The 18,911-nt window shown below is 65.8% G+C and carries 23 protein-coding genes; 8 read left to right on the top strand and 15 right to left on the bottom strand.

Going from position 1 to position 18,911, the window contains the following annotated elements; translation table 11 throughout:
* The first annotated feature begins 339 nt into the window (after positions 1–339).
* Positions 340–660 carry an H-NS histone family protein gene (locus FOB72_RS29025; protein ID WP_150376662.1) on the top strand — a complete coding sequence of 107 codons (321 nt, stop codon included), beginning with the start codon at positions 340–342 and terminating at the stop codon, positions 658–660.
* Positions 661–784: 124 nt separating this feature from the next.
* Here the strand turns inward: FOB72_RS29025 and FOB72_RS29020 are convergent, their stop codons facing one another.
* Both FOB72_RS29020 and FOB72_RS29015 read right to left on the bottom strand, forming a co-directional pair.
* Positions 785–1,426: a hypothetical protein gene (locus tag FOB72_RS29020; protein ID WP_223851628.1), complete on the bottom strand. Its 642-nt coding sequence runs from the start codon at positions 1,424–1,426 to the stop codon at positions 785–787.
* Positions 1,427–1,653: 227 nt separating this feature from the next.
* Entirely contained in the window at positions 1,654–2,478 is an 825-nt protein-coding gene (locus FOB72_RS29015; protein ID WP_150376660.1) for an IclR family transcriptional regulator, read from the bottom strand.
* A 221-nt stretch (positions 2,479–2,699) separates the two neighbouring features.
* Between FOB72_RS29015 and FOB72_RS29010 the strand changes: the two genes are divergently transcribed.
* The 4 genes from FOB72_RS29010 (at position 2,700) to FOB72_RS28995 (ending at position 5,886) form a co-directional block, all read left to right on the top strand.
* Positions 2,700–4,148 carry an NAD-dependent succinate-semialdehyde dehydrogenase gene (locus FOB72_RS29010; RefSeq protein ID WP_150377539.1) on the top strand — a complete coding sequence of 483 codons (1,449 nt, stop codon included), beginning with the start codon at positions 2,700–2,702 and terminating at the stop codon, positions 4,146–4,148.
* 86 nt (positions 4,149–4,234) lie between these two features.
* Positions 4,235–5,392, top strand: coding sequence for an iron-containing alcohol dehydrogenase (locus tag FOB72_RS29005; RefSeq protein WP_150376658.1), 1,158 nt, complete (start codon positions 4,235–4,237; stop codon positions 5,390–5,392).
* A gap of 112 nt (positions 5,393–5,504) precedes the next feature.
* The gene (locus tag FOB72_RS29000) at positions 5,505–5,663 is read left to right on the top strand and encodes a DUF3309 family protein (RefSeq protein ID WP_109583499.1); all 159 of its coding nucleotides are present in this window, start codon (positions 5,505–5,507) and stop codon (positions 5,661–5,663) included.
* 34 nt (positions 5,664–5,697) lie between these two features.
* Entirely contained in the window at positions 5,698–5,886 is a 189-nt protein-coding gene (locus FOB72_RS28995; protein WP_150376656.1) for a DUF3008 family protein, read from the top strand.
* A gap of 62 nt (positions 5,887–5,948) precedes the next feature.
* Here FOB72_RS28995 and FOB72_RS28990 read toward each other — a convergent pair whose 3' ends face one another.
* Genes FOB72_RS28990 through FOB72_RS28980 form a run of 3 tightly spaced genes read right to left on the bottom strand, consistent with a single transcriptional unit; the run spans position 5,949 to position 7,959 of the window.
* Entirely contained in the window at positions 5,949–6,554 is a 606-nt protein-coding gene (locus FOB72_RS28990) for a ParB-like protein (RefSeq protein WP_223851627.1), read from the bottom strand.
* A 27-nt stretch (positions 6,555–6,581) separates the two neighbouring features.
* Positions 6,582–7,025: a hypothetical protein gene (locus FOB72_RS28985; RefSeq protein ID WP_150376652.1), complete on the bottom strand. Its 444-nt coding sequence runs from the start codon at positions 7,023–7,025 to the stop codon at positions 6,582–6,584.
* A 40-nt stretch (positions 7,026–7,065) separates the two neighbouring features.
* A complete protein-coding gene (locus FOB72_RS28980; RefSeq protein WP_150376650.1) occupies positions 7,066–7,959 on the bottom strand; it encodes an SDR family oxidoreductase in 894 nt (297 codons plus the stop codon).
* A 225-nt stretch (positions 7,960–8,184) separates the two neighbouring features.
* On the opposite strand from FOB72_RS28980, the gene FOB72_RS28975 reads away from it, so the two are divergent.
* Positions 8,185–8,811 carry a ParB-like protein gene (locus tag FOB72_RS28975; RefSeq protein WP_150376648.1) on the top strand — a complete coding sequence of 209 codons (627 nt, stop codon included), beginning with the start codon at positions 8,185–8,187 and terminating at the stop codon, positions 8,809–8,811.
* Here FOB72_RS28975 and FOB72_RS28970 read toward each other — a convergent pair.
* Entirely contained in the window at positions 8,808–9,173 is a 366-nt protein-coding gene (locus FOB72_RS28970; RefSeq protein ID WP_150376646.1) for a hypothetical protein, read from the bottom strand. The two genes, FOB72_RS28975 and FOB72_RS28970, sit on opposite strands and share 4 nt — an antisense overlap.
* Positions 9,174–9,434: 261 nt before the next feature.
* Positions 9,435–10,478 (bottom strand): DNA topoisomerase IB, encoded by a 1,044-nt coding sequence (locus FOB72_RS28965; RefSeq protein ID WP_150376644.1) that lies wholly within the window; start codon positions 10,476–10,478, stop codon positions 9,435–9,437.
* Positions 10,479–10,711: 233 nt separating this feature from the next.
* Here FOB72_RS28965 and FOB72_RS28960 point away from each other — a divergent pair, with 233 nt between their 5' ends.
* Complete coding sequence (locus FOB72_RS28960) at positions 10,712–11,365, top strand: DUF4142 domain-containing protein (RefSeq protein ID WP_191002298.1); 654 nt, start codon at positions 10,712–10,714, stop codon at positions 11,363–11,365.
* 11 nt (positions 11,366–11,376) lie between these two features.
* On the opposite strand, the gene FOB72_RS28955 is transcribed toward FOB72_RS28960, so the two are convergent.
* From FOB72_RS28955 to FOB72_RS28945, 3 genes are all read right to left on the bottom strand, one after another.
* A complete protein-coding gene (locus tag FOB72_RS28955) occupies positions 11,377–12,267 on the bottom strand; it encodes an alpha/beta hydrolase family protein (RefSeq protein WP_150376640.1) in 891 nt (296 codons plus the stop codon).
* Positions 12,254–13,450: a DUF3182 family protein gene (locus FOB72_RS28950; protein ID WP_150376638.1), complete on the bottom strand. Its 1,197-nt coding sequence runs from the start codon at positions 13,448–13,450 to the stop codon at positions 12,254–12,256. The genes FOB72_RS28955 and FOB72_RS28950 overlap by 14 nt, the downstream gene beginning before the upstream one ends.
* Before the next feature lie 93 nt (positions 13,451–13,543).
* Complete coding sequence (locus FOB72_RS28945) at positions 13,544–14,107, bottom strand: low affinity iron permease family protein (protein ID WP_150376636.1); 564 nt, start codon at positions 14,105–14,107, stop codon at positions 13,544–13,546.
* A 168-nt stretch (positions 14,108–14,275) separates the two neighbouring features.
* On the opposite strand from FOB72_RS28945, the gene FOB72_RS28940 reads away from it, so the two are divergent.
* Positions 14,276–14,599 (top strand): BON domain-containing protein, encoded by a 324-nt coding sequence (locus FOB72_RS28940; protein WP_150376634.1) that lies wholly within the window; start codon positions 14,276–14,278, stop codon positions 14,597–14,599.
* Between the two features lie 48 nt (positions 14,600–14,647).
* Here FOB72_RS28940 and FOB72_RS28935 read toward each other — a convergent pair whose 3' ends face one another.
* The 5 genes from FOB72_RS28935 to FOB72_RS28915 all read right to left on the bottom strand — a co-directional run bounded on the left by FOB72_RS28935 (position 14,648) and on the right by FOB72_RS28915 (position 18,674).
* Positions 14,648–15,112, bottom strand: coding sequence for a PRC-barrel domain-containing protein (locus FOB72_RS28935; RefSeq protein WP_150377537.1), 465 nt, complete (start codon positions 15,110–15,112; stop codon positions 14,648–14,650).
* 133 nt (positions 15,113–15,245) lie between these two features.
* Entirely contained in the window at positions 15,246–15,851 is a 606-nt protein-coding gene (locus FOB72_RS28930; RefSeq protein ID WP_150376632.1) for a hypothetical protein, read from the bottom strand.
* A gap of 15 nt (positions 15,852–15,866) precedes the next feature.
* A complete protein-coding gene (locus FOB72_RS28925) occupies positions 15,867–16,184 on the bottom strand; it encodes a hypothetical protein (RefSeq protein WP_150376630.1) in 318 nt (105 codons plus the stop codon).
* Between the two features lie 251 nt (positions 16,185–16,435).
* Positions 16,436–17,212, bottom strand: coding sequence for a sensor histidine kinase (locus tag FOB72_RS28920; RefSeq protein ID WP_223851626.1), 777 nt, complete (start codon positions 17,210–17,212; stop codon positions 16,436–16,438).
* A gap of 61 nt (positions 17,213–17,273) precedes the next feature.
* Positions 17,274–18,674 (bottom strand): sigma-54-dependent transcriptional regulator, encoded by a 1,401-nt coding sequence (locus FOB72_RS28915; protein ID WP_150376628.1) that lies wholly within the window; start codon positions 18,672–18,674, stop codon positions 17,274–17,276.
* Positions 18,675–18,911 lie beyond the last annotated feature (237 nt).

Genomic DNA, 18,911 nt, shown 5'->3' with positions numbered 1-18,911 from the left:
AGATCTCTGTCAGCAACGTGACAAAAATATCATCGCTGACAATCATGCGACTTACGGCATCGTCCTCACCAACAGATTCGCGGAAATACGAGCCTGCATGGAAACCCTGCGCCAATGTTGGGCATCGGCTTTGTCACCTTCTCGAGACGTAATCGATAAAATCCATCGACGAACTACGGAAATTGCGATTGCCCAACCAATGCATCGACAATGAGGTCAACGAAGACGCACCACAATGCGTTTAAATCGTGCAATCCCAGTATTATTTTGTAAGATTAATTCTGCTGGCATGCGATGATTTCTTGTACCATGCAGTCCAACACTGAACGGGGATCCAAAATGCCGACCTACAAGCAACTGCTGGCCGAAAAAGAAGCACTGGAAGCCAAGCTCAGCGAAGTTCGCGCGAATGAAGTCGCGGGCGTGATCGACCAGATTCGTCAATTGATGGCGGATTACGACCTGACGGTCGAGGATATTGCGCCCAAGCGTCGTCGTGGACGCCCGGCGGGCAGCGGCACGGGGGCCGCGCGAAAGACCTCTTCCCTGCCGCCGAAATATCAGGATCCGAAAACCGGCAAGACCTGGTCCGGCCGTGGCCGCGCACCGGCATGGCTTGGCAAGCGTCCCGAGCGTTTTCTGATCGAGCAGACAGCCTGAGGCAAGCGCCTTTCTGCAATCGGAACCTTCGTATCAAACGAGTGTGCGTAAGACGTGTGCCGAGGCCTGTGCATGACGGTTACGCATACTCGCTTCCCGGCGCGCTGAAATTCCCCCTGAAATGTCAGTCCGCGGGACGCTCGCAAATATAGTCGCGGCGTAGCGCCCGAAATCCCTGCTGGCTCGTTTCCTGAAATAGCGCGGCCCCGCCCTCCGGCCTGGCTTCGACACGCAGCACGCGTGCCGAGCACACACTTGCGGCATCGTCCCGCGCGAATCGGATTTCATATTGCCCGCCCGGCTGCGGCACGAACGATACGCCGGCGGCGCAGCGCATCTCCGGTGCCGGCGCCGCCGCCGCCGACGATACCGCGATATAGACACGATGCCCGGCCTCGACCTTGCGCTCGCGCGTGCGCGACGGGGGTTCCGGCGAGGCACCGGCCATCCCGAGGCTCGGCTCCCGGCCCATGGCGGCCAGTTGCTTGCCCGTGCCGGCGAGGACGCGCGGGCGGGTGGGCGTCGGGCAGCCGGCCGGATCCGCGACCGTGAACACGGTGTTGTCGTCGGTCGTGGTCAGCAGCCGCACGGTGGCGCTGGGCGCACCGGTGGGGACGCGGTACTGCGGCAGGCACCCACCGAGCAGGAGCGATACCGGCAGGGCTACAAGGAGCGACGCCGGCAGCGACACAGGCAGGGCTGCCGGCAGCCTGCGGGCGAGCCCGCCCGAAGCGCGTGGGAAGGTGCGGCGTCGCGTAGGTAGCATGGCGTAAGTCACATCGGCCCGACCGACCGGCCAGTGACTGAGGGTCCGGGATGCCCGAGCATACCCGCCAGTCCCGCCTGCCGACAGTCCGAAACGTACACTTTCCCACATCGAAACGGGCCGGAACTTTCACGGCCACGGCCCGCCACAGATATCCACAGGTTCTGTGGATATCCTGAGCTTTCCTGCCGCCGGACGCCCATATGTGCGCTACCGCACTGGGATGCCTAAAATTTAAGCAGTTTGCGATGTCCGAGCCGCGCCGACAGCTTGTCGGCGAGGTCGCGGACTCGCGGGCCGACCCGCGCGGCCGTCGCCGCGTCGATCTCGTTGGTCAGGTAACTGACCGCGATCGCGCCCACCGCGTGGTGGCCGCTCGCGTCGAAGACCGGCGCGCCGAAGCAGGTCATGCCTTCCCGCATCTGGCCGTTGTCCGTTGAGTAACCGAGCGCGCGCACGGTATCGAGCTCGATGGCCAGTGCATCGGGGCTCGCCACGCTCGCGCGCGTCAGCGGGTCCGGCCAGCGGTCCACGAGCAGCGAGCGCACCACTTCCGGCGACAGCGTGCTCAGGATGGCCTTGCCGGTCGCCGTATAGGGCGCGGGCAGCCGCATGCCGATGCGGAACGTCACGCCGAGCGGACGATTGCCATTGCGGCAGGCCAGATAGACGACCTCGGTGTCGTCGAGCATCGAGAGCGTGACCGTGGCCTCTCCGAAGGCCTCGGTGGCCTCCCACAGCGTGCGGAACTCCTCGGTGATCTGCGTTTGCGACAGGAACGCGTTGGCCCAGCCCATGACGTGGGGGCCGAGCGCCATCGTGCCATCGGGGAGCCGCTTGACGAGGCGCAGATGCACGAGCGTTTCGCAGAGGCCGTGGAGGGAGCTCTTCGGGGCGCCCGTGGCGCGGGCGAGGTCGGCAAGGGAAACCGGGGCCGGCGCGGCGGAGAGGGCGTCGAGCACCTGGACGGCGCGGACGACCGCGGGTGCCGTCGTTTTCAGCGGCGGCTGGCCGGGCGCGGCGGGAGGGGTGTCGTACGCAGTCTTGGGCATGCTGGGCTCGGGGACGTAGCTCGGGAACGTCGCTCAGGGACGTAGCTCATGGACGTAGGTCATGGACGTAGCTCAGGAGCTCAGGGACGTCTTTCCTTCGATCTTTGATTTCTCGGCGAATAGTTATAGACTGCGGTGGCAGCGTTCTACCAGCCGAATATCGTTCCATCTATTGAACGATACTTTGAAAAAATAAGCAAGGAAGGATTAACGTGACCGGAATTAACATCAAGGACCCCTCGCTTCTCAAGCAACTCGCCTATATCGACGGCCAATGGGTCGGTGCCGACAACGGCGAGACGCTGCCCGTCAACGACCCTGCCACGGGCGAGGTCATCGCGCAGGTGCCGAACCTGGGCGCCGCGGAAACCGAGCGGGCGATCGCGTCCGCGGAGATCGCGCAGAAGAGTTGGGCCGCCAAGACCGGCAAGGAGCGCGCGGTCATTCTGCGCCGCTGGTTCGACCTGATGATCGCAAACACCGACGACCTCGCGTACCTGATGACGCGCGAGCAAGGCAAGCCGCTGGCCGAGGCACGCGGCGAGATCGCATACGCGGCAAGCTTTATCGAGTGGTTCGCCGAAGAAGCCAAGCGCGTCGACGGCGAAGTGCTGGCCTCCCCCGCCGCCGACAAGCGTCTGGTCACGCTGCGTCAGCCCGTGGGCGTCTGCGCGGCCATCACGCCGTGGAACTTCCCCGCCGCGATGATCACGCGCAAGGTCGCCCCGGCGCTGGCCGCCGGCTGCGCGATCGTGATCAAGCCTTCCGAACTGACGCCGCTGTCGGCCTTCGCGCTGGCCGAGCTCGGCGCGCGCGCGGGCATCCCCGCCGGCGTGGTGCAGGTGCTCACCGGCCATTCGAAGCCGATCGGCGGCGCGCTGACATCGAGCCCGATCGTCCGCAAGCTGTCGTTCACGGGCTCCACCGAAGTGGGCCGCCTGCTGATGGCGCAGTGCGCGCCGACGATCAAGCGCCTGTCGCTGGAACTTGGCGGCAATGCGCCGTTCATCGTGTTCGACGACGCCGATGTCGATGCCGCGGTGGAAGGCGCCATCGCCGCGAAGTACCGCAACGGCGGCCAGACCTGCGTCTGCGCCAACCGTTTCTATATCCAGGACGGCATCTACGACAAGTTCGCCGAGAAGTTTGCCGCGCGCGCCGCGCAGCTGCAGGTCGGCAACGGCCTCGAGAACGGCGTGCTGATCGGACCGCTGATCGAGCCGAAGGCCGTGGACAAGGTCAAGTCGCTCGTCGATGACGCAAAGGCCAAGGGCGCGCGCGTGATCACCGGGGGCGGCAGCCACGCGCTGGGCGGCACGTTCTACGCGCCGACCGTCATTGCCGACGCCACCGCCGAGATGCGCATGGCACGCGAGGAAATCTTCGGACCCGTGGCCCCGCTGTTCCGCTTCAAGGACGATGCGGAAGCCGTGGCAGCCGCCAACGCGACCGAATTCGGCCTGGCTGCTTACCTGTACACGCGCGATATCGCGCGCGCCTGGAAGACGTCCGAAGCGCTCGAGTACGGCATGGTCGGCCTCAACACGGGCCTGATCTCGAACGAAGTGGCGCCGTTCGGCGGCATCAAGCAGTCGGGCGTGGGCCGCGAGGGTTCGCGCCACGGCATCGAGGAATACCTCGAGATCAAGTACCTCTGCCTGCAGATGTAATCGGCAACCCTGTCGGGCCGGCCGGTGCATACTGTTCCGGCCGCCCGACAGGGCATTGTCGAGACAAGACAGATTTTGGAGACAGCATGAACCCATTCCGCTTCCAGACGGTGCCGAGCATCGTCGTCGAATACGGCGCCGCGCGCCGCCTTGGCGCGCTGCTGCGTGAGTCGTGGCCCGCGGCGCGCCGCCTCGTCGTCGTGACCGACGGCTTCCTCTCGAAGAGTGGCCTGCTCGTGCCCGCGCTCGAGGACCTCGCGCGCCACGGCTGGGAAGTGACGGTCATCGACGACGTGGTCGCCGATCCGCCCGAGCACGTGGTCCTGGAAGCGACCGAACGCGCGCGTGCCGCGCGGGCGGAAGCGATCGTCGGCCTCGGCGGCGGCTCGTCGATGGACGTGGCGAAACTGATTGCGGTGCTGCTGCCCGCCACGCAGTCCCTCAAGGACATGTATGGCGTGCGCAAGGTCACCGGCACGCGCCTGCCGCTCGCGCAGATTCCCACCACCGCGGGCACGGGCTCCGAGGTCACAGCCGTGTCGATCGTCACGACGGGCGAAACGACGAAGATGGGCGTCGTGGCACCGCAGCTCTATGCGGACCTCGCCATCCTCGATGCGGAACTCACGCTCGGCCTGCCACGCGCCGCGACGGCGGCCACCGGCATCGACGCGATGGTGCATGCCATCGAGGCCTATACGAGCGCGCATCTGAAGAATCCGATCTCGGACATGCTGGCCGTGCGCGCGCTGGACCTGCTCTCGCGCAACGTAATGCTTGCCTGCGACAACGGCAACGACCGTGCCGCGCGCGAAGCGATGCTCGTCGGCGCGATGTTCGCGGGACAAGCCTTCGCCAACGCACCGGTCGCGGCCGTGCATGCGCTGGCCTATCCCATCGGCGGCATCTTCCACGTGCCGCACGGCCTGTCCAACGCGCTCGTGCTGCCGCATGTGATGAAGTTCAACGCGCGCGACGCCAGCCGGCTTTACTCGGAACTGGCCGACGTGATCGTGCCCGGTACCACGGGCAGCTGCGAGACGAAGACCGCGGCGTTGATCCGACACATCGAGGGCATGATCGAAGCGACCGGTATTCCGCGCACGCTGCGCGAGGTCGGCGTGAGGGAAGGCGACGTGTCGCGTCTGGCAAGCGATGCGATGCTGCAGACCCGACTGCTCGTGAACAACCCGCGCGAGGTGACCGAGCGCGACGCGTTCGAGATCTACAGCGCCGCCTTCTGAGGGCTTTTCGCGACGCGTCGTCCGATTCCTACAGCGTTATCAGCCCCTTCCCGCCTCTTTGCCCGAAGGGGCTGTCCTAATCTTGAGACATGACAAGAAAAGGAGAGCTTCCATGGGAATCGGCACCATTCTTCTGATCATCCTGATCCTCTTGCTGATCGGCGCGCTTCCCGCGTGGCCGTATAGCAGCGGTTGGGGCTACTGGCCGAGCAGCGGCCTTGGTCTCATCGTGGTGATCGTGGTTCTGCTCGTGGTATTAGGCAGAATCTAGAGGGCAGGATCCACGACCGCAAAGGAGACCGCAAATGCCAGCAAAATCGAAGGCACAGCAGATGGCCGCGGGCGCCGCGCTCTCGGCCAAGCGGGGCGATACGAAGGCCGGTGCGCTCAAGGGCGCGTCGCGCTCGATGTATGGCTCGATGAGCGAGAAGGAGCTCAAGGAGATGGCGCATACGAAGCAGAAAGGCAAGCCCGGCCATAAGTCGAAGGGCTGAGGCGCACGCCGCCACCTCATCATGCGCCGCCACGCCCCGCTCACGCGGGGCTTTTTACGTTCTCATCCTTCACGTGTACCGCAACGCCCGATAAAACCGGGCAGCCTGCGCGCCTTGCGGCTACGCGCGAGTTCGATCGCCAGCGACAATGCGCGCGCAAAGCCCGCGATGCTGTGCATATCCTCTTGCACGTACTTGCGCAAAAATGCCGCCCACGTAAAGTCGCCGTACGCGTTGCCGGGCTTGCGGTATGCGCCCGCGTCGCGCGCAAACGCGGCAAGGCTGCGGTAGGCGTCGTCGCGCATGCCGAGCACATTGGGCGGCAGCGCCTCCACGCCGAGCCGGTCGCCGTGTTCGTCGTACGGATGCAAATGGCCGAGCGCGTCCATTTTCTTCCAGAACGCATCGACGTCGAGGCCACTCAGATCGAGATCGACGGAAACCGGCCCGCGGCGCCAGCCCAGTTCCAGCCACGCGCGCGCCCAGTGATGATGATCGGCGATATAAAGACCGCCGCCAGGACCGCGAACCACGCGGATGCGGTGGCTGCGCAGAAAGCGGCGGAGGCCGCCGGCGCCGCGCGGCCGCGCGGACACGTCCATCTTGTGGCGAACCTGATAGAGACCGAGCGTGAGCTGTGTAGGCCGCAGCGTGGCAAGGTCCGCCATTTCGTGTTTTGGTTTCCCCATCGTGCCTCAGTTGTGGCGAGCGACCTGCTGGTCGACGAAGTGCTCGAGTTCGCTGCCGGGATCTTCGTTGCCCGTGCTGTCCAGGGCCACGGCCTCTTCAGCGACGGGTTTTGCGTGGGGGTGCGGTACGGCCTTGTCGTTGGCCTCGTGCCCATCGGACTTCGGCGCAGGCCACGGCTCGCCCTCGGCCGGGCTGGCGAAATCGACCCACTGTCCGCCCTCCCACTTGCCCTCGGCATGCTCCACGTCCTTGCCGCCGGCGTCGCGCATCACGTCGGTGGCCTCCTTGCGGCGCTCGCCCTTCGCGCGCGCCGCCAGCATGACGCCGCCCTCCTCGCCGAGCGACATGATGGAGACGTCCCATACCGAGAACCCGCGCGCGTACAACTTGCGGGACGCCTCCTCGGCATCCGCGGTGGACGCGAAGCGTCCGGCTACGATCGAAGACATGATGGCTCCCTTTGGCGTGATGCCTGTGATGGCGGAATCGTCAGGCATTGACGATCTCGCCGCCGTTGATATGCAGGACCTGGCCCGTGATATAGCTCGCCGCATCGGAGGCCAGGAACACATATCCCGCCGCGACTTCATAAGGCTGGCCGGGCCGGCCCATCGGCGTCTTCTTTCCGAACTCCGCCACTTCCTCGGCGGTGAACGTCGACGGAATGAGGGGCGTCCAGATCGGCCCCGGCGCGATGCCGTTGACGCGGATACCGCGCTTGACGATCTGCAACGCAAGCGAGCGCGTAAAGGCCACGATGGCGCCCTTGGTCGAAGAATAGTCGAGCAGATGCGCACTGCCGCGGTACGCGGTGACCGAGGTCGTATTGACGATGGCGCCGCGCTCGCGCAGATGCGGCAGCAATGCACGCGTGACGTGGAACATCGAGAAGATATTGGTACGGAACGTGGACTCGAGCTGGTCGGCATCGATGTCCTCGATGGATTCCTGCGGGTGCTGCTCGGCCGCGTTGTTCACGAGGATATCGAGGTCGCCGAAGGCTTCCAGCACCTGCCGCGCCATGGCATCGACGTGCGCAATCTCACCGAGATCGCCCGCGATGGCCAGCGCGCGCTGGCCGGCCGCCTCGATCAGCCTGACGGTTTCCTTCGCATCCTCATGCTCGTCGAGGTAGGCGATGGCAACATCCGCGCCTTCGCGTGCAAACGCCACCGCGATCGCGCGGCCGATACCGCTGTCGCCGCCCGTGACCAGCGCCCGCTTGCCCGCGAGGCGGCCGCAGCCGACATAGTCGTCGGCCCCGCTATCGGGTGCAGGCGTCATGGCCGCTTCGATGCCGGGCTGCCGGTTCTGGTGCTGCGGCGGCACCTGCTCCGGGGGCCTGTCGGGGCTTGCGGTGCGGGACTTGTCGGACGTCGCCATGGTCGTTTCCGGGGTGGATGTCGTTGTTCCAGGGCTGGCGCAAGTATCGTGCCGCGGCGCATTCCCCGCCGCGTGGTGCCGCGTGCGCGCGATGGACGGTAACCCTTACAACGCAGGGCAATGATTGCTGCACGCGCCGGTCCTTTCGGCCCACGGGGTGCATGTGGCGCAAAGGCATGTTTTTTGCTGCCATGCGGGAGACCAGACAACCAGAGAGTCCGCATCATGGCAGTTCGCCTGCGCAAGGGAGCGTGTCTCCGGGTCCCCGTCGATCATCTTCGCCCGACACAGATCACTGTCGGCGCCTATCACGTCTCACAGAAGATTCACGTGACCCGGCGCCTGCCGCGGGAGCGGCTCGGGGCGTTTCTGGATCGCCATCGCATCCATATCGTCATCGGCCCCGAACACACGATGTTCGTGGTGGATCATCATCACTGGGTCCGCGCATGGCATGAGATGGGTATCGCCACCGTACCCGCGATCGTGCGGGAGGACCTCAATCATCTGTCATGGCGAGCGTTCTGGCTGCATATGGTCGAGCACCACCTCGTGCACCCCTACGACGAGCACGGCAAGCGGCAACCCATCAAGGCGCTGCCTGACGATATCCATGGCATGCGGGATGATCCGTATCGAAGCCTGGAGGCATTCGTGCAGCTGGCTGGCGGCTATCGCAAGGTCAAGACCGCCTACCCCGATTTCCGCTGGGCCGACTTTTTCAGGCGCGAGATCGATGGCCCGCTCGACAGCCATCACGCCTTCGCGGTCGCGCTCGCGCGCGGGGTCAGACTTGCCCATAGTCCGAAGGCACGCAAGCTGCCGGGCTATCTGGGGCCCTGCCAGGGCTAAGCGAGAGCGGGCGTGCCCGTCGGCGCGGCGGGTGCGGTGCGCGTGCGTCGCGCCTGATCGCGCGCATGCGTGAGCACGCAGCACAACAGCAGATAGGCACGCTTGAATTCGCCGGCGGCCTCGCGGGCGCTGCCTGCCTGGGCATGCACGAAGGCGGCGTCCAGACGGGCCTCGATGCCACTCTCGACATCGGGCTGCGTAAAGATCTCGCGGGGCCGGTCTTCCCACAGCGCCATCAGATCCGCGCGTCGGCTCGCGAGCGTGCCGTCGCACCATGCGGGATGACCCGCGTACAGTTCGAGCCGCATCGAGCAAAGCGCGTGCAGCAGCACGCGCGTCTGGCGCAGATCGGGTCCGCGCAAGGCGCGGGCACCCTGGCGCCCGCGCTTGGATAGCTGCGGCAACGTTGCCAACCGGTGCAGCCGGGAAGGTTCAGCAGAGGCGGAAGCCTGAATCGCTTCCGCGGAGTCCGTTGCGGCGCAGCTGCCTGATGCCTGCGCGCAAGGGAAAACGGCTTGTTCCACTTGGGGCCTCGTACTACGTCAATCTTGTCGTTATTCGAATGGTTGCCGCGTTGGCGGCTTCCTCCAACATCATCCCTGTCCATGCAATTGCCGTGCCCGTCATGCCGCCTTGCGCGCGATGGCGCGCGCGGCAGGCGACGCAACGCTGGACTCGAGCAGCGCGAGCAGACGCGCCTCGTCCGCGCGCAGGCGCAACCCCGCGCGCGGTCCCGGTAACGCATCGAGCGAATCGGACATGAATGCCGCCAGCACGTCGGGATGCACGTAGCACTTGCGGCAGACGGCGACCGTATTGCGCAGCCGCTGCGCCACGGCCTTGATCACCGCGACCACGGCCTTCTTGCGCGCGCTTTCGCTGTCCGCGGGGGTCTTTCGCAGCAATGCGAGCGCATGCACGCTGCCCGCCCACGTGCGAAAGTCCTTGGCCGTGAAATCGCCATTCGTGATCTCCTGCAGATAAGCGTTCACGTCGGACGAGCCGATGTCGCGGATCTCGCCGTCGGCGTCCTTGTACTTGAACAACTGCTGGCCCGGCAGATCGGCACAGTTGCGGACGATGCGAGCCAGCCGCGCATCGTTGACCGATACGTCGTGCGTCACGCCGCTCTTGCCCGTGAACTGGAAGCGCAACCGGCTGCCGCGGACGGCCACATGCCGGCGCTTGAGCGTGGTCAGCCCATAGGTGCGATTCTGTTCGGCATAGCGCGGCGTGCCCACCCGCACGAGCGTCGCGTCCAGTAGCGTGACAACGGCTGCCAGGATCTTTTCGCGCGGCATGCCGTTGCGGGCGAGGTCGCGCGCGATGCGGCTGCGTAACCGCGGCAACGCGAAGCCGAATGCCAGCAGCCGCGCGTACTTGTCGGTATCGCGCAGCGCGGTCCAGTCCTCGTGGTAGCGGTACTGCTTGCGGCCGCGCGCATCGCGGCCCGTGGCCTGCAGATGTCCCGCCGCATCCGCGCAGATCCATACCGATTCGTAGGCCGGCGGAATTGCCAGGGCATGGATGCGCGCAAGGGTCGCTTCGTCCTCGACGCGCTTGCCCGCCGCATCGACATAGTAGAAGCCTGTACCCGCGCGCTTCCGCAGAATGCCGGGTTCGGTGTCATCGACGTGACGCAGGCGCGTGGGGACGGAGGTAGTCATGCCGCAGCGCCACGCATGTCTCGTGCCATCGTCATCGCGGGACAAAAAGGGGGACGACGATGACGTAACGCGGGAGCATTTGCAATATTTGCGCATCTCGAATGCAGAAACGTCCGCAGGCCGCGGGGCCGCCCCCTTTGCTACAACCCCGCTATCCCGGCCTGCGATCGCATCGCTCGGGAATGCTTCTTGCGCAATGCGGTTGGCGACCCACCGTTCAAGGAGTATCCGCCATGAAGCCGATTCAAAATGACATGTCACGGCATCCGGCCTTACACGTCGCGGTTTGCGCGATGCTGACGGCGGTGCTCTCCGCTGGGCACGCACTGGCGCAGCCGTCCGCCTTCGTGCCGGTCGAGGTGGTGTCGCCGGGCGACGCCGCCTCTTCCGTCCCCCCAAACCCGACGCCTGCCAAACCGCCCTCCTCGTCGCTCTGGACGGACGACCTGCGGTTTGTCGATGAGGCACTGATGGCAAGCGAAATGGAAGTGGCGGCCAGCGAGCTTGCGCTGAAGGTATCCGCCGATGCCAAGGTGCAGGCGTTTGCGCGCCAGATGATCAGGGATCACGGCGCGGCGGCAGAGGCGCTGCGTCAGATCGCGCGGGAGAAGGGCGTGACGCCGCAGAAGCGCGTGCCCGAGTCGCCCGAGATCGCGCGGCTACGGGGCCTCAAGTCGCCGCAGTTCGAGGAAGCATACATCCGTACCGTTGCTGTCGATGCCCACGAACAGGCCGTTCTGCTATTCCAGAATCAGGCCACGCGCGGCAAGGATGCCGCACTGCGTGGCTATGCCGAGAAGCTGTTGCCGACGCTGCGCGAGCATCTGAAAAACGGGCGCGCGATGGAGAGCCGCGTCACGGCCAGCGCCAGCGACGCGAAGACCTGATCCGCGCGGGCCTACTCTGCCGCGCGCGCGTCCGCGGGGGCGATCACGACCGATACCGGGGCAGCGGTCTCGGGCGACTCGGGTTCGAGCCCCCCGTCGGCCGACGCGATCGGTTTCGCCGATCCCGTGGCGGGCTTCGATGGCCGCGCCGCAATCGCGGCACCGGCACGCGCTTCCGTGACCATCTCGCGCAGCCAGCCGACCAGCAACTTGCCGTAGGCACGCTGACTGTCCTCGGTGGACAGCCCGTGGTCCGCGCCCTTGAGCTCGCGATAGGTAATCGACGACGCCTGCACGCAGGCATCGACGTAGCTCAGCACCGCGGTCTTCGGGACGATCGCATCGTGCTCGGAAGACACCACGAGGATATCGCCCTTGAAATTCGTGCAGGCGCGCAGCGCCCGATTGGTATCGGGGGCCACCACCTTGCGGCGATACGCCACGAGATCCTGATCGACATGCAACTGCCGCTTGGGCGAGTCCCAGCCGCTGTCCATGTACAACGCCGGTGCACGGAACGCCATCCATCGCACGGGCCGCAGTTCGCTGAGCACGGCCGCCAGATAGCCGCCGTAGCTGCTGCCGACCACCGCAATCGCATTGCGGTCGACCTCCGGATGCCGCACGAGCATATCGTAGGCCGCGAGCACGTCGGCGAGATTGCGCATGCGGCTGACGGTCTCGTACTGCGCGGACGTTCCCGCATGGCCGGTCAGGTCGAAGGTCATGCAGACGCAGCCCAGGCCGGCGACTTCGCGCGCGCGCGCATGGTATTGCTGCTGGCTGCCGCCCCACCCGTGCACGAACAGCACGCCGGGCAGCTTGGTCGCCGGCATGATCACGGTGCCGGCGATGGTACCTCCCTCTGTAGGGATCTGGATCGATTCTTCATGTGTTGCCATCGGATGCGGACTCCAGGATTGCGAATTTGACGAGCGCGCCAACGTTTCGGTCCTCGCCCGAAAAGTACACGTCGGCGCCCGGCGGAACGTTGACGTCCGCCGCGTACTGCTCGTGTGTGGACGCGGTGGCGCGCACACAGCGCGGATCGTCGCGGAACGCCTTGAGGATCGCGAGCTCCGCGCCTGTGGCGCCACCCGCGCGCCAGGACTGCTCGAGCACGCCGAGCCGTGGCTGGCCGTTGTCGGTGCCCATTACCACGTCATAGTTGCAACGCGAGACGAGCATGCCGGGGAAACAGTCGACGGCCGCCGCGTGATAGGCGACGGCCGCACGCACGGCATCGCGCAGATGCGCTTCGATCGGATGCGAGAGCAGGTCCTCGAGCGTGCCGCGCACCGCGCGCAGCGTGGAGCCGCCGTAGACCATGTCGCCAGCGTGATTGCGGGTGAGCGTCTGCGTGCCGCAATAGCTGGCGCGCAGGCCGCCGAGCTCGACCTGTCCCACACTGAACGTGGTCACGTCTTCGAGATTGCGTTCGAGCACGACCCCTTCGCTTTCGATACGCGAGGCGTCGATCGAATCGAGCGCGGCGACGAGTTCGGCATCGGTCGCGGCAACCTGTTGTCCCAGACCGCCGATACCGCAGGGCTCCTTCACGCGCACCGCGCCCGCCTTCAGCATCTCTCGTCCCGCCGCCAGGGCGTCGTCGCGATCGAACGCCGTATAGCCGGGCAGCACGCAATCGCGCACGCGCGCGGCAAAGTCCTCGCTCCACCCCACCGGCGCGCGCGCATCGGGCCGGATCAGTCCGTGCGAGATGGCCTTCGTTGCGATGAAAGCATGGGGAACGACGCCGCCGAACAGATCGTCGATGCTCGCAATGCCGAGCTGCCGCGCGCTGTCCACGCCGACGAGCGTGTCGGCGGGTACGAAATACATGCGGTCGACCGCCGCATTGGCGTTTCGCACGGCGTCGTAGCTGCCGCCGAAACGGTAGCCGGCAATCTGCGCCACTTCCCGCGCCACGCGAGCGAGCGTGGCGCCTTGATGGCTATTTGGGTCATCGACGTCGGCGCGCCCATAGGCGACGACGCATATGTCGCGCTGAACGGCGCGCGAGTCGGGTTGCTGAACGGGAACGCGCGCTGCTTGCGGGGCTGCGGTGGTTGCGGTGGTCGCCAAGGTGATCTCCTGTCAGGGATAGGCCGCCGGTATTGCTATCGCGTACTGCGCTTCCTGTACTGCCAGAACCGTGCCAATCGTTCGCGCCCGCGCCTAAGCCGGCTCGCGCCCGGTGTGCCGCTTCGCCCGCTCCATCCGTTCGTGCAGCGCGCGCGATTTGTCCTCGTGAATCTCGTCGGCCTCGTCGAGCGAATGGCTGCATTTGACGCCGCCTTCCTCGTCGGCCAGCTTCGCGAGATGCCGATAGAACATGACGAGCTGGCGCAACTCGTCCTCGTCGAGGTCCTCGATCGAAATCAGATGATTGCTGGCCTGCTTGTGCGAGGCCAGCAACTCGTTGAGCTTCAGGTGCACGGCCATCGAATCCTTGTTCTGACTCTGCTGGATCAGGAACACCATGAGGAACGTGATGATGGTGGTGCCCGTATTGATCACGAGCTGCCACGTCTCGGAAAAGCCGAACAACGGACCGGTGACGGCCCAGACGAGTACCACGGCGACCGCGAGTGCGAACGCCGCGGGTGAGCCGGCCTGCCGGGTGGCGGCGCCCGCGAATCGATCGAACAGATGCATCAGGCGCCGATGGGCGGGTGGCTTGTCGTGTACATCCTGCGAGTCATCGGCCTGGTTTGGCTCGGCATGGCGGGGAATATCCATGGCTGCGCTCCGGGGATCGGTTCTGGATAAATTCTAGGGAGCGCGCGCGGCGGCGGTAACCCGGTGCCGTCCTACACGGGGCGGTACGCGGATGCGGCTCCCCGCACGGCACGGTACGTGCTACGTTGGAAACATCGCAATCCGTCGAGACGAGAAAAAGGAGTGCCCATGGCAGACCATGACGATGACGACGAAATGCTGAGGGAGCGCGTCGGGACGTGTATCGCGGAAGTATGCGGTGGCGACATGCCCGATACGGTCACCGTGCATGTGGCGGACCGGCGCGTGACGCTGTCCGGCCGCGTGGAGGATATCGATCTTTCCCAGCGGCTCGAGAAGGCCGCCGCGACGCCGCCGGGCATCCTCGGCGTCTCGAACCAGTTGACGACGCGCATTCCGCCGCCCGAGGAGCCGCCGGGACAACCGCCGGCGAGCGGCATGCGCGCGGATCCCGCGGAACGGCCCGCGGGCCAGATCAATCACAAGGTATGACGCGGCGTTGAAGAGGTTCGGTCTGGCGCGTGCCAGACCGAAAGCGTCTTACGCCCACGGATCGTAGCGATCCGACTCCCAGTACGGCGAGATACCGTAGTACTCGTGGATGCTGGTCGCCCATTCCGAATTGGCCATCGTCGGCCAGTGCTCCTTGTCGAAGCCCGGCGATGCCTTGATGCGTTCTTTTTCCACCCCGAGCACGAAGCATTTCCGGCGCGTGTCCAGCGTGAGCGCTGACCACGGCAGTGCGTGCAGCTTCTCGCCGATGCCGAGGAAGCCACCCATCGCCAGCACCGCATAGGCAATCCGGCCACCGATCACGTCGAGCATGATGTGGTCGATCGTTCCGATCTCCTGGCCCGATGGATCCACGACCTTGTTGCCCTCCAGCGTGTCCGACGCCATCACGAACGGCCCGCATCCGCCCGTGGGATGCTGGTCCGCGCCGCCGATAATAGCGGCGCCGCGCGGCGGCAGGGTCGAGGGCGCTTGCGGTTCATCGACATTCATGGATCTCTCCTTGGGTTGCAGCGTGTCGGCCAGCATGGCGGCCTTCGTATCGGCGGACGCATCGGTCAGCGAATCGGACGTGAGACCCGGGGACGTAAGCCTCAGGCGGCGGGGGCAGAATGGAACGAGCATGTCAACGCGTCTCCACAGGGGTTATCTCGGCGGGTTTCGGGGGCTCGAGCGGATCGAAATCTTCCCAGCGGCCGTCGCGCCACTGCCCTTCGGCGCGTTCGACTTCTTCGGCGCCGCCGGTATGCAGCAGCTGGGTGGCAAGGGCTGTGTTATCGGGCGATACATGGGCGGCCAACAGGACGCCGGCATTCCGCACGCGGGCCTCGCCGGTGCGCGGATCGCGGCGCGCGGTACTCGTCTGGCTCAGGGCGCCGACCAGGGAGCCGACATAGGCACCGATACCGGTGGTCAACGCGAGGACGAGCACGAGCAGCCAGCTTTGCAGCGGCGCCTCCGTCCACGCCCGCATCGCGGCGCACGCGCATACGCCCACGCCGACGCCGACCGCGGCGCCGAGCATGATGCCGCGGCCCGCACCTTTCCCGGTGTTGCGCGCGGCCGGATCGACCGCGCGATCGCCACCGATCGGGTAAGTGCCGTGCTGGCCGGGTGGATTGACGTAAAACATGCTCAGGTCATCCTTGCGGAAGCCCTGCTCGAGCATGCGGTTGGCAGTGTTCTCGGCACGGGCGAAGGTTTCGAAGCGTCCTGCAATGATCGTAGACATCGTTTCCCTCCGTGTTCAAGTTTTGCTGCCCGTTTTACCGGGCGACTTGTCCGTGGAGCCCTTGCGATGGGCTGCGGGCTTCTCGCCCGCCGGCTGATGGTCGCTCCCGCGCTTGAGCGTCCAGTCGACGTCGTCGCGGCGGGTCTGTGTCTCTTTCTCGGCATGTGCGGCGGCGCCCGGCGAAATCGGATCGCTCGCGGGAAACGTCATGTCCAGCGATTCATCGACAGCCGATTGATACGTATCGGGCTTTTGCTGCTTGCCCTTGCCAGCGGTTGCCGAGGACTTCTGCGGTCCCTTGCTGGCCTGTGCGGAAGCATTGGCTTTTTGCATGGCGGTCTCTCCTTCGGTTGGAGCCTTTGGTTGGCTCCCCCTCCATCATGCAAACTGCGCGCCAGATCGGCATCGGGAGCATTGCCCGCATTCGTGCGGAAACCCACGTCCATGGGTATGCACATTGTGCGCGAGACAGGTAAGAAATGCGCGCGAGGTGCGCGCGCCACCCGCGTGGGCGGGTGCGCGTTTGAAAATGGCGATGCGTGGGGAAAATGGACGAGCGATGGCCGCGCGGACGCGCGGCGCACTCAGGACTGCACGCGTGGAAAGCGGACGGCGATGCAGACGGTGACATTGTCGGCATCGCAGTTGATATTCTCGGCGGTCAGTTCCGCGCCCTGCATCTCGACGATGCGGCGCGTCAGCAGCAGCGCGGTGCTCTGGCGTGGCGTGGGGGTGCCATCGACGGGCAGCCTGCGGCCGAAGAAATCGGTCAGCGTGGCCAGGCGGCTCGCCCCGCGCGTGCGGTCGACAGGCTGGCTTTCGGAGATGCGGAACTTCACATAGTTCGCCTCCGCCGTCAGGAACACGGTCACCGTGCCGCCGGTGGGCGCCCGCCACACGCAGTGAATCAGCAGATGACGGAGAAGGGGCGCCAGACGCAATGCATCGCCCTGGACGACGAAGTCGTCGCCGCCGCCCAGTTCGCTGGAGAGCGGCATGAGCTGCACGCCACGCGCTTCCGCGGCGGCACGCTTGTCCGAAATCGCCTGTTCGGTGGCGACCTGCAGATCGGTCGTCTCCCAGGTGGGCTTCGCCTCGTCGAAGAGCAGGCGTACCGCCTCTTCCATTTCCTCGATCAGCGCGAGCTGCTGCTGCATGCCCGAGCGCATGCCTTCGAGCGCGCGCTGCGCGGGCGGCGGCAGCGTCTCGACGGAGCGGTCCAGCACATAACTCCAGCTCTGGATGGCGTTGAGCGAAGAGCGCAGGTCATGCGCGGCCTGCTCGATCAGGGTGGAGATTTCCGCCGCGCTTTCGATGTGCGGCGCAATACGTGACGGATCTTCGGCCGTAACGGTGCCCACAGCGCTTCCGCTGGAAGCGTTGGGAATGGGAGAGTTCATTGCGTCGGCCATTATGGTGTCGTCATGCGGCCGGCGGGCTGTTGTCGCCGTTACGCGAGGCGCGCAGCCATTCCGGCAGCTCACCCTTGGCCGCATAGTCTTCGAGCCGGTTGTACAGCGTTTTGAGACTGATGCCGAGAATCTCGGCGGCGTGCTTCTTGACGCCCGCGCATTGCTCGAGCGTCGCAAAGATCAACTGGCGATCCGCGTCCGCGAGCGACATGCCCACGGGCACCGATACCACGGCCGTGCCTGGCGACGGCGTCGCGGCCACCTGCAGCGGAATCTGGACCTCGGTAATCACGTCCTGGTCGGCCAGGATGTACGCGCGCTGGACGAAGTTGCGCAACTCACGCACGTTGCCCGGCCACGAATGCATGCGCAGGCTCTCCAGCACATTGCTCGCGAATCGCCGTTGCGTGCCCTGCTCCGCATTGAGCTGTTCCAGCATCGTGTTGGCAATCTGCACCACGTCGTCGCCGCGCACGCGCAGCGGCGGCAGCTCGATCGGGAACACGTTCAGCCGGTGGTAGAGGTCGGCGCGCAGCTTGCCGTCCGCCACGGCCTCTTCGGGATTGCGGTTGGTCGCGGCCAGCACGCGAACGTCCGCATGGCATTCGCGATTGGTGCCGACGCGCATGAAGGTACCGGTCTCGAGCACGCGCAGCAGCTTGACCTGCAGCTCGAGCGGCATCTCGGTGATTTCGTCGAGGAACAGCGTGCCGCCGTCGGCGCGCTCGAAGTAGCCTTTGTGCTGACGGTCGGCACCGGTAAAGCTGCCGCGCTCGTGACCGAACATTTCGGATTCGATCAGCGTGGGCGAGATCGCGCCGCAATTCACGGCGAGGAAGGGCTGGCGGCGGCGCGACGAGAGTTCATGCACGGTCTGGGCTGCTAGCTCCTTGCCCGTGCCCGACTCGCCGATCAGCAGCACCGTGGCCTCCGTCGGGCCGACCTTGCTGAGCTGATCGTAGACGGCCTGCATCGCCTCCGAACTGCCGAGCAGGCGGCCAAAGCGTCCATAGCGGCGCAGTTCGCCGCGCAGCGAATGGATTTCCGCCTTCAGCTCGCCCGTGGTGGCGATGCGCTTGAGCACGGCCTGCAGGCGCGTGACGTTGATTGGCTTGACCAGATAATCGGTGGCGCCCATGCGGAGCGCTTCCACCGCGGACTCGACGCTCGCATAGCCGGTGGTCAGGATGACCTCGACCCCGGCAGAGCTGACTTCGCCGAACAATTCCATGCCGCTGCCGTCGGGCAGCCGCAGGTCCGCGAGGACCGCATCGGGCATGCGCCAGCCGATCTGAAGGCGCGCTTCGCGCAGGTTGCCTGCCGTTGCCGACGAAAAGCCCTCGATCGCGACAATCTCGGCCAGCGCGGCGCAAGCGTTCTCGTCGTCGTCAACGATCAAAATATGTGGCATGGTCGGATGGGTTGGCGGCGGGCGCAGGGCGGAAAGATAACTCGAAGTGTAATGGTGCCGTCAGGTGCGTTATGCCAGTGTTCGTCTGACACGGCTGTCGGACCTTGCCGCGACCCGTGCGCGGGCGGTAGCCACTGCTTGCCTCAACAGATAGCATAAGAGCCATCAACCACCAATGCCGACGCAATTGCGACCTCCTCCTGCCGCCCCTGCTGCAGCGATGGTAGTAGCAAGGCG

This window comes from Cupriavidus pauculus (genome assembly GCF_008693385.1).
GTDB classification, from domain to species: Bacteria; Pseudomonadota; Gammaproteobacteria; order Burkholderiales; family Burkholderiaceae; genus Cupriavidus; species Cupriavidus pauculus_D.
This window is presented reverse-complemented; position numbering and strand designations above follow the sequence as displayed.

Coding starts and splice junctions, on each gene's coding strand:
- FOB72_RS28975 (WP_150376648.1), top strand. CDS start 8,185: ATGGCAGTTCGCCTGCGCAAGGGAGCGTGTCTCCGGGTCCCCGTCGAT.
- FOB72_RS28985 (WP_150376652.1), bottom strand. CDS start 7,025: ATGTCTTCGATCGTAGCCGGACGCTTCGCGTCCACCGCGGATGCCGAG.
- FOB72_RS29025 (WP_150376662.1), top strand. CDS start 340: ATGCCGACCTACAAGCAACTGCTGGCCGAAAAAGAAGCACTGGAAGCC.
- FOB72_RS28930 (WP_150376632.1), bottom strand. CDS start 15,851: ATGTCTACGATCATTGCAGGACGCTTCGAAACCTTCGCCCGTGCCGAG.
- FOB72_RS28955 (WP_150376640.1), bottom strand. CDS start 12,267: ATGGCAACACATGAAGAATCGATCCAGATCCCTACAGAGGGAGGTACC.
- FOB72_RS28960 (WP_191002298.1), top strand. CDS start 10,712: ATGAAGCCGATTCAAAATGACATGTCACGGCATCCGGCCTTACACGTC.
- FOB72_RS28935 (WP_150377537.1), bottom strand. CDS start 15,112: ATGAATGTCGATGAACCGCAAGCGCCCTCGACCCTGCCGCCGCGCGGC.
- FOB72_RS28990 (WP_223851627.1), bottom strand. CDS start 6,554: ATGGCGGACCTTGCCACGCTGCGGCCTACACAGCTCACGCTCGGTCTC.
- FOB72_RS29015 (WP_150376660.1), bottom strand. CDS start 2,478: ATGCCCAAGACTGCGTACGACACCCCTCCCGCCGCGCCCGGCCAGCCG.
- FOB72_RS28965 (WP_150376644.1), bottom strand. CDS start 10,478: ATGACTACCTCCGTCCCCACGCGCCTGCGTCACGTCGATGACACCGAA.
- FOB72_RS28925 (WP_150376630.1), bottom strand. CDS start 16,184: ATGCAAAAAGCCAATGCTTCCGCACAGGCCAGCAAGGGACCGCAGAAG.
- FOB72_RS28945 (WP_150376636.1), bottom strand. CDS start 14,107: ATGGATATTCCCCGCCATGCCGAGCCAAACCAGGCCGATGACTCGCAG.
- FOB72_RS28980 (WP_150376650.1), bottom strand. CDS start 7,959: ATGGCGACGTCCGACAAGTCCCGCACCGCAAGCCCCGACAGGCCCCCG.
- FOB72_RS29020 (WP_223851628.1), bottom strand. CDS start 1,426: ATGCTACCTACGCGACGCCGCACCTTCCCACGCGCTTCGGGCGGGCTC.
- FOB72_RS28940 (WP_150376634.1), top strand. CDS start 14,276: ATGGCAGACCATGACGATGACGACGAAATGCTGAGGGAGCGCGTCGGG.
- FOB72_RS29005 (WP_150376658.1), top strand. CDS start 4,235: ATGAACCCATTCCGCTTCCAGACGGTGCCGAGCATCGTCGTCGAATAC.
- FOB72_RS28995 (WP_150376656.1), top strand. CDS start 5,698: ATGCCAGCAAAATCGAAGGCACAGCAGATGGCCGCGGGCGCCGCGCTC.
- FOB72_RS28915 (WP_150376628.1), bottom strand. CDS start 18,674: ATGCCACATATTTTGATCGTTGACGACGACGAGAACGCTTGCGCCGCG.
- FOB72_RS29000 (WP_109583499.1), top strand. CDS start 5,505: ATGGGAATCGGCACCATTCTTCTGATCATCCTGATCCTCTTGCTGATC.